The organism is Propionivibrio pelophilus DSM 12018 (genome assembly GCF_059569095.1).
The window spans coordinates 1-13674 of sequence record NZ_JCANUT010000026.1 but is presented as its reverse complement, the minus strand read 5'-3'; the positions used below and the strand labels follow the sequence as shown (position 1 = coordinate 13674).

The 13674-nt window shown below is 64.8% G+C and carries 13 protein-coding genes; 6 read left to right on the top strand and 7 right to left on the bottom strand.

Features of this window, described 5'->3' with window-relative positions; all coding sequences use genetic code 11:
* Positions 1-16: 16 nt before the first annotated feature.
* From BO74_RS11775 to gatC, 3 genes are read right to left on the bottom strand one after another with little or no spacing between them, the layout of a single operon-like run.
* Positions 17-556: a hypothetical protein gene (locus BO74_RS11775; RefSeq protein WP_496442561.1), complete on the bottom strand. Its 540-nt coding sequence runs from the start codon at positions 554-556 to the stop codon at positions 17-19.
* Between the two features lie 9 nt (positions 557-565).
* On the bottom strand, positions 566-2020 hold the full coding sequence (gatA, locus tag BO74_RS11770) for an Asp-tRNA(Asn)/Glu-tRNA(Gln) amidotransferase subunit GatA (RefSeq protein ID WP_496442560.1): 1455 nt from the start codon (positions 2018-2020) through the stop codon (positions 566-568).
* Positions 2017-2304 (bottom strand): Asp-tRNA(Asn)/Glu-tRNA(Gln) amidotransferase subunit GatC, encoded by a 288-nt coding sequence (gene gatC, locus BO74_RS11765; RefSeq protein ID WP_496442559.1) that lies wholly within the window; start codon positions 2302-2304, stop codon positions 2017-2019. The genes gatA and gatC overlap by 4 nt, the downstream gene beginning before the upstream one ends.
* 99 nt (positions 2305-2403) lie before the next feature.
* Between gatC and BO74_RS11760 the strand changes: the two genes are divergently transcribed.
* The 6 genes from BO74_RS11760 to BO74_RS11735 all read left to right on the top strand — a co-directional run bounded on the left by BO74_RS11760 (position 2404) and on the right by BO74_RS11735 (position 9053).
* Positions 2404-3447: a rod shape-determining protein gene (locus BO74_RS11760; RefSeq protein WP_496442558.1), complete on the top strand. Its 1044-nt coding sequence runs from the start codon at positions 2404-2406 to the stop codon at positions 3445-3447.
* Positions 3448-3556: 109 nt separating this feature from the next.
* Positions 3557-4474, top strand: coding sequence for a rod shape-determining protein MreC (gene mreC, locus BO74_RS11755; RefSeq protein WP_496442557.1), 918 nt, complete (start codon positions 3557-3559; stop codon positions 4472-4474).
* 4 nt (positions 4475-4478) lie between these two features.
* Positions 4479-5000 (top strand): rod shape-determining protein MreD, encoded by a 522-nt coding sequence (gene mreD / locus BO74_RS11750; RefSeq protein ID WP_496442556.1) that lies wholly within the window; start codon positions 4479-4481, stop codon positions 4998-5000.
* 25 nt (positions 5001-5025) lie between these two features.
* Entirely contained in the window at positions 5026-6927 is a 1902-nt protein-coding gene (mrdA, locus tag BO74_RS11745; RefSeq protein ID WP_496442598.1) for a penicillin-binding protein 2, read from the top strand.
* Positions 6917-8047 carry a rod shape-determining protein RodA gene (gene rodA / locus BO74_RS11740; RefSeq protein ID WP_496442555.1) on the top strand — a complete coding sequence of 377 codons (1131 nt, stop codon included), beginning with the start codon at positions 6917-6919 and terminating at the stop codon, positions 8045-8047. The genes mrdA and rodA overlap by 11 nt, the downstream gene beginning before the upstream one ends.
* Before the next feature lie 10 nt (positions 8048-8057).
* Entirely contained in the window at positions 8058-9053 is a 996-nt protein-coding gene (locus tag BO74_RS11735; RefSeq protein WP_496442554.1) for a septal ring lytic transglycosylase RlpA family protein, read from the top strand.
* On the opposite strand, the gene BO74_RS11730 is transcribed toward BO74_RS11735, so the two are convergent.
* The 4 genes from BO74_RS11730 to BO74_RS11715 all read right to left on the bottom strand — a co-directional run.
* The gene (locus BO74_RS11730; RefSeq protein WP_496442553.1) at positions 9043-10104 is read right to left on the bottom strand and encodes an alcohol dehydrogenase family protein; all 1062 of its coding nucleotides are present in this window, start codon (positions 10102-10104) and stop codon (positions 9043-9045) included. The genes BO74_RS11735 and BO74_RS11730 overlap by 11 nt on opposite strands.
* A 77-nt stretch (positions 10105-10181) precedes the next feature.
* Positions 10182-12512 carry a carbamoyltransferase HypF gene (gene hypF / locus BO74_RS11725; RefSeq protein WP_496442552.1) on the bottom strand — a complete coding sequence of 777 codons (2331 nt, stop codon included), beginning with the start codon at positions 12510-12512 and terminating at the stop codon, positions 10182-10184.
* 178 nt (positions 12513-12690) lie between these two features.
* Entirely contained in the window at positions 12691-13029 is a 339-nt protein-coding gene (locus tag BO74_RS11720) for a c-type cytochrome (protein WP_496442551.1), read from the bottom strand.
* Positions 13030-13072: 43 nt separating this feature from the next.
* Positions 13073-13674: cytochrome b/b6 domain-containing protein (locus BO74_RS11715; RefSeq protein ID WP_496442550.1), on the bottom strand; the 602-nt coding region annotated here is incomplete at its 5' end.

Here is a 13674-nt window from a genome sequence, read left to right as displayed (position 1 = left end):
GCTTGTTACTCACTATTCAAGCGCAGCGGCCGCTGCGCGTATCGACCAGAATCGGCCAGAGATAGCTGAACGCATCGCCACTGCACCGGGCCTGGCAGCTGTTGAACGCCACCGTGACACCTTTTCCCTGTTCCCACATGCGCACCGTGCAGGCACTGCCCTTGTCGTTCAGGACGACGTTCGGCATCCGCGCGGTCTGCTCGAACTGTTTCATGTCGAAGCGGCATACGCCTTGTTTGGGGATCGTCACTTCGGCGACGAAACGCTTGACCTCGGCCTTGGTCACCTGCAGATCCATGCTGCCGCGACCGCCCTGCACATCCTTGAAGGCGCAGCGGGTACGGACATCGAGCTCCTTGTCGGGAATCGGCTTGAGCTTACGCCCTACCAGATACTTGAGCGGTTGCGATTCGAGCTTGTCGCTGCGCGCCGTGCTCCTGGAGGCCGGCGGAGCTTCGGCAATCGGCTGGCTTTCCGCAGAGGACGACGACACCGGTTCCTGCGTCGCACAGGACGTCAGCAGAAACAGCGCAGCGACGGCGAGAAACCGTTTCATCGACGCGGATCAGTCCAGCGCGGCAGGTTGCCGCTGATGCCAATCCGTCACCTGCTGGTAACGGTGCGCCACGTTCAGCAGACGTGCTTCGCTGAAATAATCACCGATGATCTGCAAACCCGCCGGCAGGGCGCCGGCGAAACCGCAAGGAATCGACATCCCCGGCAGGCCGGCGAGGTTGACCGCGATGGTGTAGATGTCCGAGAGGTACATCTGCACCGGGTCGGCCGCTTTTTCACCAAGACGAAATGCCGTCGTCGGACTGGTCGGCCCCATGATCACGTCGCATTGCTTGAAGGCTTCGACAAAATCGTTGGCGATCAGGCGGCGGATCCGCTGCGCCTGCAGGTAGTAGGCGTCGTAATAGCCGTGCGACAGCACGTAGGTGCCGATCAGGATGCGGCGCTTGACCTCGGCGCCGAAGCCCTGCGCGCGGGTCTTGCTGTACATGTCGTTAAGGTCGGTGTACTCCGGGGCGCGGTAGCCGTAACGGACGCCATCGAAGCGCGACAGGTTCGAACTGGCCTCCGCCGGCGCGATCACGTAGTACGCGGGTACCGAGAGTTTCATGTTCGGCAGGCTGACCTCGACGGTTTCGGCGCCGAGCTTGCGGTACTCGGCAATTGCCGCTTCGACCAGTGCCATCACATCCGGCGCGCAGCCCTCGCCGAAGAACTCCTTCGGCAGGCCGATCTTCAGGCCTGCCAGCGGCTTTTCCAGATCGCGGCAGTAGTCTTCCGCCGGGCGATCGAGGCTGGTCGAGTCGCGTTCATCGAAGCCGGCCATGGTATTCAGCAGCAGCCCGCAATCTTCTGCGGAGCGCGCCATCGGCCCACCCTGGTCGAGCGAAGAGGCGAAGGCGATCATGCCGTAGCGTGAGACCACGCCATACGTCGGCTTGAGACCGGTCAGGTTGCACAGCGCCGCCGGCTGGCGGATCGAGCCACCGGTATCGGTGCCGGTCGCCGCCGGTGCCAGCCGCGCTGCCACGGCCGCGGCCGAACCACCCGACGAGCCGCCGGGAACGCAGGCCGTATCCCACGGATTCTTCACCGCCCCGAAGTACGAGGTTTCGTTCGACGACCCCATGGCGAATTCGTCCATGTTCGTCTTGCCGAGGATGACCGCACCGGCCGCATTGCACCGTTCGATCACCGTCGCGTCGTAGGGACTGACAAAATTGCCGAGCATCTTCGAGCCGCAGGTAGTCAACCATCCCTTGGTGCAGAAGATGTCCTTCTGCGCCAGCGGAATGCCGGTCAACGGTCCGGCCTGGCCGGCGGCGCGTTGCGCATCGGCAGCCTTGGCCTGCGCCAGACTCTTTTCGGCATCGACGGTGACGTAGGCGTTGATCGCCGGATTGAGCCGGGCGATGCGATCGAGATAGAGCTGTGTCAGCTCGACACTGGAAATTTCCTTGGCCGCCAGCGCCCGGGAGAGGGAAGAGAGGCTGCGTTCGATCATTCGATCACCTTCGGCACGAGGAACAGGCCGGCTTCCGTTTCCGGCGAGACCGACTGGAAGGCCGCGCGACGGTCGACCTCGGTCACCCGGTCCTCGCGCAGGCGCTGCGCCAGATCCTGCGCGTGCGCCATCGGCTCGACGCCGCGGGTATCGACCGCCTGCATTTCTTCGATCAGGGAAAATATTCCATTCAGGTGGCCGAGCGTACTTTCCGCCTCGGCGTCGCTGATTTCAATCCGGGCCAGATGGGCAACCCGCCGGACTTGTTCCAAAGTGAGCGACATGACTGAGAAATCAGTGAGATGTGAAATCGGGAAGCCTTATAAGGTATCATAAATGTTTTGCAGTCCGCAGCCTCGGCGGAGCTTTCAGGATAGACACGCATGTTCAGTTTTCTGCGCAGTTATTTCTCCAACGATCTGGCCATCGACCTCGGCACCGCCAACACGCTGATCTACGTGCGCGGCAAGGGTATCGTCCTCGACGAGCCGTCGGTGGTGGCCATTCGCATGGAAGGCGGGCCCAACGCCCGCAAGACGATTCAGGCCGTCGGCCAGAGCGCCAAGGAGATGCTCGGCAAGGCGCCGGGCGCCATCACCGTGATTCGCCCGATGAAGGACGGCGTGATCGCCGACTTCACCGTCACCGAGCAGATGCTCAAGCAGTTCATCCGCAAGGTGCATGATTCGCGCCTGCTCTCGCCGAGCCCGCGCATCATCATCTGCGTCCCCTCCGGCTCGACCCAGGTCGAGCGCCGGGCGATCCGCGAATCGGCGGTCGGTGCCGGCGCCAGCCAGGTCTTCCTGATCGAGGAGCCGATGGCCGCGGCCATCGGCGCCGGACTGCCGGTTTCCGAGCCGACCGGTTCGATGGTCGTGGATATCGGCGGCGGCACCACCGAGGTCGGCGTCATCTCGCTCGGCGGGATGGTCTATGCGGGTTCCGTCCGCGTCGGCGGCGACAAGCTCGACGAGGCGATCATCAACTACATCAGCCGCAACTATGGCATGCTGATCGGCGAGAACACCGCCGAGTCGATCAAGAAAAACATCGGTTCGGCCTTCCCCGGCACAGAGGTGCGCGAGATGGAAGTCTCCGGCATCAACAAGGCCGAGGGCATCCCGCGCAAGTTCACGATTTCCTCCAACGAAATCCTCGAAGCGCTCACCGAGCCGCTCAACAGCATCGTCTCGGCGGTCAAGTCGGCGCTGGAAAAGACGCCGCCGGAACTCGGCGCGGACATCGCCGACAAGGGCATGATGCTGACGGGTGGCGGCGCCCTGCTGCGCGATCTCGACCGGCTGCTGATGGAAGAAACCGGCCTGCCGGTGATCGTCGCCGAAGAGCCGCTGACCTGCGTGGCGCGCGGCTGCGGCATGGCGCTCGAACGCATGGACAAGCTCGGCAGCATCTTCGCCACGGACTGACCCTCCTTGGCCCTCTCGAAGCGCAGCTGAAGGCGGCCGGGACTGTGGGATAATCCCGTGGTCTCGCCGTTTCATTTCTCCTCCGCCCGCCTTTCTGGCCCCGAATCGCATGGATCATCAGCCGCCTCCGTTTTTCAAACGCGGCCCGGCGCCGCTGGCGCAGTTGTCGTTTTACACGATGCTCTCACTGGCCCTGGTGTTCGTCGATTCGCGTTTCCAGACGCTGGAACTGCTGCGTCAGGGCATTTCCTTCTTTACCCACCCCCTGCAGCAGGCGGCGCATGCGCCGGTCGAATTCCTGCAGAATTCCGCCGGGTATTTTTCCAGCCTGTCGCGTCTCGAGAAAGAAAACGCGCAGCTCAAGCGCGCTCAACTGGTCAACGCCGAAACCATCCTGCGCACCGGCCAGCTCGAAGCGGAAAACGAGCGACTGAGAAAATTGCTCGACGTCCGCGAACGGCAGAAGGTGAGCGGGCAGGTCGCGCAGATCATCTACGCTGCGCGCGATCCGTTCTCGCGCCGGGTGATTGTCGACAAGGGGCAGCAGGACAAGCTGTCGGCGGGGCAACCGGTCGTCGACGACGCCGGTGTTGTCGGCCAGGTGACGCGGGTCTTCCCCTTCGTTGCGGAAATCACCCTGATCACCGACAAGGACCAGGCCATTCCGGTGCAGATCCTGCGTACCGGCCAGCGCTCGGTGGTCTTCGGGCTGGGCGACGGCCAGCTCGACCTGCGTTTTCTGCCGGCCAACGCCGACGTGCAGAACGGCGACACGCTGGTGACCTCGGGTCTCGACGGCCTCTTCCCGCGTGGCCTGCCCGTGGCGAAGGTGGTGCATATCGAGCGCGATACCGCGTACTCCTTTGCCCGCATCCACTGCGCGCCGCTGGCGTGGGTGGAGCATTTCGGCGAGGTGATGATCCTCGACCCGCGCGAGGTCACGCCGATTCCGTCGGAATTGAAAGCCCCCACCGCCCGCAAGGCCCCGGCCAAGCCGACGACCAAGCGCCGACTGAAAAAGGACTGAGCGGATGCAGCCGACCTTCTATTCCTCGCGAATTCTCCTGCCGGTCCGCCCCTGGTTCATCGCGTTCAGCCTGTTCGCCGCGCTGCTGCTGAACTTCCTGCCGACCTCCGCCTGGCCCTGGATGCCCGACTGGACCGCGCTCGTCCTGCTGTTCTGGAGCATCCGCGAGCCGCGCCGGGTCGGCATGGGTACGGGCTTCCTGCTCGGACTGATCATGGATGTCGCCGACGCCGGGGTGCTCGGGCAGCACGCGCTGGCCTACGTCCTCGCCGCGTACGCCGGCGCGGCCATTGGACGACGGGTGCTCTGGTTCCCGCTCGCCAAGCAGGCGCTGCACGTCCTTCCCCTGCTGCTTGTCGTCCAGGGCGTGCAATACCTTGCACGGGCCATGCCGGGCATCGTCCTGCCCGGGCTCGATTATTTCATCGGTTCGTTCGTCGGCGCCGCGTTGTGGGTGCCGTTGACCTTCGTGCTGCTGCTGCCGCAGTTCCGGCCGGTCGACCGCGACGACAACCGTCCGATCTGACGCCTCCGGGACTGCCTCCGTGTTGATTCGTGCCACCTCGCAAGCCCACCAGGACGGCGACCTGCAGCGCTTCCGTTTCCGCGTGTTTTGTGCCGCCGGAGCGGTCGTGCTGGCGTTCGGCGCGCTGATCGGACGCTTTGCCTTCCTCCAGGTTGCCCTGCACGAGTATTACACCACCCGCGCCGAGGACAACCGGATCTCGCTCGTACCGATCCCCCCTGACAGAGGCGTCATCACCGACCGCAACGGCGGCGTCCTGGCGCGCAACTATGCGGCCTTCACGCTCGAGATCACCCCCTCCAAGGTCGACGATCTCGATGCGACCATCGAAAAACTCGGCGAGCTGGTCGAGATCCAGCCGAAGGACACGCGGCGTTTCCGCAAATTGCTCGAAGAAAGCCGCTCGTTCGAGAGCCTGCCGATCCGCACCCGCCTCTCCGACGACGAAGTGGCTCGTGTCGCGGCCAACCGCTTCCGTTTTCCCGGCGTCGAGGTCAAGGCGCGCCTGTTCCGCCAGTATCCGCGCGGGCCGGTCGCGGCGCACGCCATCGGCTATATCAACCGGATCAACAGGAACGACCTGGAAGCCATCGAGGAGAAAGGCGAATCCTCCAACTACAAGGGCACCGATCACATCGGCAAGACCGGCCTGGAAAAGTCCTACGAGTTTTACCTGCATGGCCAGACCGGTTACGAGAAGGTGGAAATCGACGCCGGCGGACGCGCGGTGCGCAACCTGTCGCGGACGCCGCCGACGCCGGGCAGCAATCTGACCCTGACGCTCGACATCAGGCTGCAGGAAATCGCCGAGAAGGCTTTCGGCGAGCGGCGCGGCGCCCTCGTCGCCATCGAGCCGTCCACCGGCGGCATCCTGGCGCTGGTGTCCACGCCGACCTTCGATCCCAACCTGTTCGTCGACGGCATCCGTTCGGAAGACTGGGACCTGCTCAACAACTCGCCGAACCGGCCGATGATCAACCGCGCGCTGAACGGCGCCTATCCGCCGGGATCGACCTTCAAGCCGTTCATGGCCCTGGCCGCGCTGGAAACCGGCAAGCGCACGCCGGCACAGGCCATCGCAGACCCGGGTTCCTTCACCTTCGGCGGACATACCTTCCGCGATGACAAGAAGGGCGGGCACGGCATGGTCGACATGTACAAGTCGATAGTGGAATCCTGCGACACCTATTACTACATGCTGGCCAATGACATGGGGATCGACAGCATTGCCCGCTTCATGGCCCCGATCGGCTTTGGCAGCAAGACCGGCATCGACATCGAGGGCGAGTCGGTCGGCGTGCTGCCCTCGCCGGAATGGAAAAAGCGCCGCTTCCGCAAGCCCGAGCAACAGAAGTGGTTCGGCGGCGAGACCATCTCGATCGGCATAGGACAGGGCTACAACGCCTACACGCCGATCCAGCTCGCTCAGGCCATGGCGGCGCTGGCCAACGATGGCGTGCTGTTCCGGCCGCACCTGGTGAGGCACATCACCGACAGCCGCACCGGCGAAAAGACCCTGATCGAACCGGAGCCGCTGCGCGTGCTGCCGTGGAAGAAGCAGAACATCGAAACGATCAAGAAGGCGATGATCGGGGTCAACAAGGAAGGTACCGGCGCCCGTGCCTTCGCCGGCGCGGAATACGTATCCGGCGGCAAAACGGGAACGGCTCAGGTATTCAGCCTCAAAGGTGCGGACTACAAGGCGCACAAGCTGAAGGAAGAACTGCGCGACCACGCGCTGTTCGTCGCCTTCGCCCCGGCTGATCGCCCGACGATCGCCCTGGCGGTGCTGGTCGAAAACGGTGGTTTTGGCTCCCAGTCGGCCGCGCCGATCGCACGCATGGTGCTGGACTACCACCTGCTCGGGAAATCCCCCCTCGGGGCGGCCAAGGAAGACGAAGCGGCGTTGGAGAGCGATGAACACTAATCCGATAATCCAGCAGCAGCACCACTGGCTGCGCCGTTTCCACAGGAGGCTGGTCGGCAACATCGACGGCCCGCTGATGACCATCACCCTGGTGATCATGGCATTCGGCCTGGCGACCATCTACAGCGCGACGGCCTACGCGAGCAACCGGACCGCCGGGCAGCTGATGAACATGGGCGTCGGCATCGTGGTCATGTGGCTCATCGCGCAGTTGCCACCACAAAAGCTGATGCGCTTCGCCGTCCCGCTGTACCTGATCGGAATCGTCCTGCTGGTGCTGGTGTTCTTCATGGGGATCAAGATCAACGGGGCCCGCCGCTGGCTATCGATCGGCATCACCCGCATCCAGCCGTCGGAGATTCTCAAGATCGCCACGCCGCTGATGCTCGCCTGGTACTTCCACAAATACGAGGCTACGCTGCGCCTGCGCCACTACGCCGTCGCCGGGCTGCTGCTCCTTGTGCCCTTCGCGCTGATCGCCAAGCAGCCGGACCTCGGTACGGCGCTGCTTGTCGGCGCCGCCGGCTTTTACGTGATCTTCTTCGCCGGACTGCCTTGGAAAATCATCCTCGGCATGTTTGCCGGCGGTGTCGCTGCCGCGCCCCTCATCTGGAGCATGCTGCACGACTACCAGCGCAAACGCATCATGACACTGATCGACCCGAGCTCCGACCCGCTCGGGTCGGGCTACCACATCATTCAGTCGACCATCGCCATCGGTTCCGGCGGGCCGTTCGGCAAGGGCTGGCTGCAGGGCACCCAGACGCACCTGGAATTTATCCCTGAACGGCACACCGACTTCATTTTTGCCGTGTTTTCGGAAGAGCGCGGGCTGGTCGGGAACAGCATCCTCGTCGCGCTCTACCTGCTGCTCATCGCCCGTGGTCTGATGATCACCGCCAATGCCTCGACCCTGTTCGCGCGCGTTCTGGCCGGTTCGATCACCCTCAGCTTCTTCACCTACGCCTTCGTCAACATGGGCATGGTCAGCGGCATCCTGCCGGTCGTCGGCGTGCCCCTGCCGTTCATGAGCTACGGCGGCACGGCGCTGGTGACGCTATTCCTCGGCGTCGGCATCCTGATGAGCATCCACTCGCACCGGATGCTGGTCAGGCAGTGAGGCACGAAAGATGAAACGCGCGCAATGGGGTATGCGGATTGCCGCCGTGGGCCTGCTGCTGGTCCTCGCGGGATGCGGCGGACAGCCGACGCGAACAAGCGACTCAGGTTCGGGGGCCCGTTCGACGGAGCGCAAGTCCACGGTCGTCCAGAAACGCGGCGGAGGCTATTACAAGGACGACGGTCCGGGCAACGAGATTCCCGACCACCTCGACGACATTCCCGACGCGCAGCCACAGTTGGAACCGCTGCACCGCTTTGCCAACCGCCCTTATGAAGTCCTCGGCAAATCCTACGTGCCGAACACCCGCCTGAAGCCCGTGCGCCAGCGCGGCATCGCCAGCTGGTACGGCAAGAAGTTCCATGGCCAGAAGACCTCGATCGGCGAAACGTACGACATGTTCGCGATGACCGCCGCACACCCGACGCTGGCCCTGCCGTCGTACGTCAGGGTCACCAACGTCGGCAACGGCCGGTCGGTGGTCGTGCGCGTCAACGACCGCGGCCCGTTCCACGCCGACCGGATCATCGACCTCTCCTACGCCGCGGCCCATCGACTCGGCTACGTCAACAACGGAAGCACGCAGGTCGAAGTCGAGGCCGTGCTGCCAACCGAACCGACCTCCCCGCTCTACGCCGACGCGCGCCAGGCGCCGCTGCCGGCAAAGTCTCCGGCCCCGCCGGCGGACCATGACGACTTCGAACAATTGATGACGCAGCTGGCTGTCGACGGAACGGCAGCGACAAAACCCGCCGATACTGTCAACGGCGGATCGAAGGGCCTCTTCCTGCAGCTGGGCGCCTTTTCCAATGCCGACAATGCGGAGAGCCTGCGTTCGCATCTGGCGCGGGAGCTCGACTGGCTGAGCGAGGGCATCCAGATCCAGGTCAATGGCGGCATCCACCGCGTCCATCTCGGCCCGTACTCCAGCCGCAGCGACGCCGAACGGGTGGCCGAGCGGATTCGCCTGGCGCTCGGCTACAAGCCAACCTTTGTTACGCGTTAACCCCGCTGATCTCGATCACCAGCTTGCCGACGTGCTGCTTCCTCTCGAATTCTTGTTGCGCCTCGGCTATCTGGCGTAGAGAAAACGTCCCGGCGACCACCGGTGAAACCTCGCCAGCCTCGATTCGCTTGACCAGCCTCGGGAATACTGGTTCATCAAGAACCGTGCAACCGAAAAAACTCAGGTCCTTCAGGTAAAGCGTCCTGACGTCCAGTTGCACGAACGGACCCGCGATAGCACCCGACACGGCATACCGGCCAAAAGGTTTCAGTACCTCCAGCAGGCTTGGCCACTGCTCGCCAGCCACCAGATCGATCACCACATCCACACTGTTCTTCCCGAGCACCTGTGGAAGGTCATCTTTTCTTGTGACGGTCCGATCGGCCCCAAGGCTCATAAGTTTCGCCGCCTTCTCCGTCGAGGTTACGCCAATGACTTTGGCCCGCCTCGCCTTGGCCAGCTGGATGGCCGCGGATCCGACGCCGCCTGACGCCCCCGTCACCAACACGATGTCCCCGGGACCGACCCCGGCCCGGGTCAGAAGGTTTTCCGCCGTGGAGCAGGAGCAGGGGAACGATGCGAGTTCGATATCGCTGAGTGCGCTCTCGACCGGGTGGGCATGCCTTGCCGCGACGACGGTGTATTCCGCAAAACCTCCGTCGCATTCCGAGCCGAAATACCAGGGTTGATCCAGCAGCTTGCCGCCGACTTCTCGCAGGCACGGCTCGACGAGCACTCTCCTGTTGAGGAGCGAGGCCTCGACCTCCTCTCCGATGGCGACAATTTCCCCGCAGACATCGGCGCCCTGAATCCTGGGGAGCTGAATGGCGCTGCCTGTCCATCCCGCGTCACGGCTGTCTCCGTTCGACTTCGAATACCACCCGATGCGCGTGTTGAGGTCAGTGTTGTTGACCCCGGCGGCTCTGACCCTGATCAGTACATCGCGCGGCCCCGGAACCGGCACCGGGATATCCTCGCGGAACGCCAGCTTGTCCAGTCCGCCGTGTCCGATGAGTTGGACACCTTTCATCACCTTGGGAATGCTGTGCATTGCGGTTGGCCTTTCATCGTGATGGTGAACGGATGTCCGGCGCCACCTTGTTTACAGAGCGACCGGAATAACCCCGGTTATCCAGGCGGACAGGATGCGCCGTGAAGCGCGTGCTGGGCGATCCAGGCCTGTCCGAGGGCAATGCCGCCATCGTTGGGAGGAATGCGGCGCGCCTCGATCAGATGGAAACCGGCTTCGCCCAGGCGGTCGCGCAACCCGCGTCCGAGAACCTGGTTCTGCATGCAACCGCCCCCGGCGGCCACGGTCGTGCCGACCGGCGCGACCGCGAGTAGCCACTCGGCGAGTGCCGCGGCCAGCGTCGCATGAAACAGCGCCGCACCGTGCTGCGCGTTCTTCTCGTCGGCCAGCGCGTCAAACAGGGGCAGCAGATCGAGGCAGCCGGCTTCGATGCGCCAGCCGCCGGGCAGCGGCGCCACCTCGCCCTGACGTTCGGCCAGGCCTTCGAGCAGCAGCCCGCCCTGTCCGCCGAAGCGCGCCACCGGGCAGATGTCGAGCAGTCCCGCCGCCGCGTCGAGCAGCCGGCCCAGGCTCGTCGTCGGCTGCACGCCGACACCGCCCGCCAGATCAGCCGCGGCCTGGGCCGCCTCGGGCTGCGTGGCAAAGCGGCGCTCGATTTCGCTGCCGCGTCCGAGGGCGTGCAGGACGGCTGCTGCCAGACGCCAGGGCTGCCCATTCGCCGGGTCGCCGGCACAGAACCGAAGCGGGGAGAGATGTCCCAGTCGGGCGAACGACGCGCCGTCGACGCGAAGCAATTCGCCGCCCCACGGCTGCCCGTCGTTGCCGACGCCGAACCCGTCGAGCGCCAGCGCATAAACCGGTCCCTCGACGTGATGCTCGGCGAGGATCGCCGCGACGTGCGCATGATGATGCTGCACCGCCAGCAACGGCAGGCTGCGCTCTTCCGCCAGCGCGACAGCCAGACGCGTTGCCGGACTCCGCGGGTCGAGATCGTGGGCGATCAGCGAGGGCGCAACGTCGAGCAGTTGCAGCAGATGGTTGGCCGCCTGGGCGATGGCCTCCGTCGAGGACACGTCGACAAGACTGGCCAGATGCGCTGACAGGAAGGCTTCGTTGCCCCGCGTGGCGCAGACCGTGCTCTTGTCGTGGGCGCCGACGGCGAGAATCGGCGCGGTGGCGAACGGCAGCTTGACCGAACGCGGCGCGTAGCCGCGTGAGCGGCGCACCAGTTGCAGTCCGCCGGGCCCGGAACAGGCGATGCTGTCCTCGGCGCCGGTGGCGAGTTCGAGATCGTGCATCAGGAAGGCGTCGGCGATCCCGGCGAGCCTCTCCAGGGCCTCCGCGTTGCCGATCGCCGGCGGTTCGCCGGCCGGGTTGCCGCTGGTGACGACGAGGGCCAGTTCCTCGGCCCGGTCGAGCCAGGTTGTGCCCTCCGGCCGGCCTGCGGCCTCGTGGAACAGCAGGTAATGCAGCGGCGACGCCGGCAGCATCACCCCGAGCCAGGCCAGGTCGGGCGCCACGCCCGGCAGTGCGGCGTCGCAGCGGTGGCGCTTGCGCAACAGGATGATCGGCCGCTCCGGCAGATTCAGCAGCCCCGGCTCGCCGACGCTGACGTGCACGCAGGCCGTTGCCGACAGCGCGTTGGCGAACATCACCGCGAACGGCCGCGCCGCCTGGCGCTTGCGCACGCGCAGCGCGGCGACCGCTTCCACGTTGCGCGCGTCGCACATCAGCTGGAAGCCGCCCGGGCCCTTGACGGCCAGAATCTTCCCTTCCTGCAGCAGCGCCAGCGCGTTGGCCAGCGCATCACCGTGGATGGGCTTCCCGAGCGGATCGAGCAGCGCGAGTTGCGGACCGCATTTCGGGCAGCTGATACCCGCGGTATGCAGCCGCCGGTCATGGGCGCGCTCGAATTCACCGCGGCATTTCTTGCAGACCGGAAACGCCCGGAAGCTGGTGCGCTCGCGGTCGAACGGCAGGTCGTGGCAAATCGAGAAACGGGGCCCGCAATGGGTGCAGCTGGTAAAGGCGTAGCGCCAGCGCCGCCCTTTCGGATCGAACATGTCGGCCAGGCAATTGCGACAGGCGGCCGTATCCGGCCCGATCATCGTCGCCGTGCGTCCGCCCAGGCTGTCGATGATCGCGAAGTCGTCGGCGATGTCGTCCGGTTCGGCAGGGCGCCGCTGCACCGAGTCGATGCGTGAAAACGGCGGGGCCTCGCGGCGCAGCCGGTCCACCAGGCTGTCGATCTGCCCGCCCGGCCCGTGTACTTCGATTTCCAGCCCCTTGGCGTCGGTGCGCACCCAGCCGGTGAGGCGCAATTCCTTGGCCAGGCGCCAGACGAACGGACGAAAACCGACGCCCTGGACAACCCCGGTCAACCGGATGCGCTGGCAATGGACACTGATTGGATTCTCGGAACTGGACACGGGCGCCTTCGATGCAGTGTTGGCTTAAATGCCTCAAAGCGGCGGATTCTAGCGCATGCCCCCGGCGAGGTGAATTCGTGTTTCCACGATGGGATACCGCCCCCGAATGATCCCGGAGAAAGGACAGTCCCCGCCGAAACGGGGCCCGTCAGGAGAAACAATGGATTCTTCAGACGGCCTACTTCAGCGAGAGTATCCACTGGATCATGTTGGAGATGGCGGCCTGATCCTTGGACTTGACGGTCTTATGCTCCTCCTCCGTGCCGTCTTCCAGTTTGACCTTCTGGCCGGTGGTGATCTGCGCCAGGATCTTCGCTTCGCCGTCCGCCTTGCCCGCGTGCTTCGTGGCAATGTCCTTCAGCGAGATGGCGTCCTTCTTCCTGTCGATGGCGTGGCACTTCAGACAGCCCTCCTTCTTGGCCAGTGCTTCCGCGGCCGCGACATCGACGGCCTGGACCGGCGCGCTGAGCAAGGTGGCTGACAGGCCGGCCGCGGTCAGGATCAGGGATGCTTTCATTTCGTTTCTCCTATGAGGTCAATTGGTCGGTACCGGTGCGGCCTCAGTGCTCGTGCCAGCCGGTGATCATCATCTTGAACATCTGTCCGACGGTCTTGCCGGTGGTGCCCAGATAGATGTGCGAGAGCAGGAAGAGCAGCAGGGCCACCGCCGCGAGGTAGTGCAGCAAGGCGATCGGCAGCAGCCCGTCGAAGCCGAACAGGGTGTCGGGGGCGAACTGCGGGTAGAGGTAGATCAACCCGGTCAGCAGAATCACCGGCAGGAGCAGGTACATGACGCTCCAGTAGGTGACGGCCTGCAGGGCATTGAAGTGTTCGTCCCTTGAGGGTTCGTGCGGATGCGGTTCGCCGCGGAAGATGCCGATGCCGTACCAGCGCGCCTGCCGGAGGATGCGCTGCAAAATGCCGGGGGGCTTGGGGATGAACTGCCACCAGTTGCCGGTGACGATGTTGGCGACGACGAAGAACAGGTAGGCGAGAATCAACAGGACGCCGGCGGTGTTGTGGATGCGCACGGCCAGCGCGAAATCGACGAGCGGCAGGGCCGGGTCGGCGAAGTGGATGCTCAGCCCGGTGACGCTGAGGGTGAGGATCAGGGCGGCGTTGATCCAGTGCCAGATCCTGATCCAGGGGGCGATGAGGTACT

Excerpts from the sequence above, each read along its gene's own strand:
- BO74_RS11775 (WP_496442561.1), bottom strand. The coding sequence starts at position 556 with ATGAAACGGTTTCTCGCCGTCGCTGCGCTGTTTCTGCTGACGTCCTGT.
- gatA (WP_496442560.1), bottom strand. The coding sequence starts at position 2,020 with ATGATCGAACGCAGCCTCTCTTCCCTCTCCCGGGCGCTGGCGGCCAAG.
- gatC (WP_496442559.1), bottom strand. The coding sequence starts at position 2,304 with ATGTCGCTCACTTTGGAACAAGTCCGGCGGGTTGCCCATCTGGCCCGG.
- BO74_RS11760 (WP_496442558.1), top strand. The coding sequence starts at position 2,404 with ATGTTCAGTTTTCTGCGCAGTTATTTCTCCAACGATCTGGCCATCGAC.
- mreC (WP_496442557.1), top strand. The coding sequence starts at position 3,557 with ATGGATCATCAGCCGCCTCCGTTTTTCAAACGCGGCCCGGCGCCGCTG.
- mreD (WP_496442556.1), top strand. The coding sequence starts at position 4,479 with ATGCAGCCGACCTTCTATTCCTCGCGAATTCTCCTGCCGGTCCGCCCC.
- rodA (WP_496442555.1), top strand. The coding sequence starts at position 6,917 with ATGAACACTAATCCGATAATCCAGCAGCAGCACCACTGGCTGCGCCGT.
- BO74_RS11735 (WP_496442554.1), top strand. The coding sequence starts at position 8,058 with ATGAAACGCGCGCAATGGGGTATGCGGATTGCCGCCGTGGGCCTGCTG.
- BO74_RS11730 (WP_496442553.1), bottom strand. The coding sequence starts at position 10,104 with ATGCACAGCATTCCCAAGGTGATGAAAGGTGTCCAACTCATCGGACAC.
- BO74_RS11720 (WP_496442551.1), bottom strand. The coding sequence starts at position 13,029 with ATGAAAGCATCCCTGATCCTGACCGCGGCCGGCCTGTCAGCCACCTTG.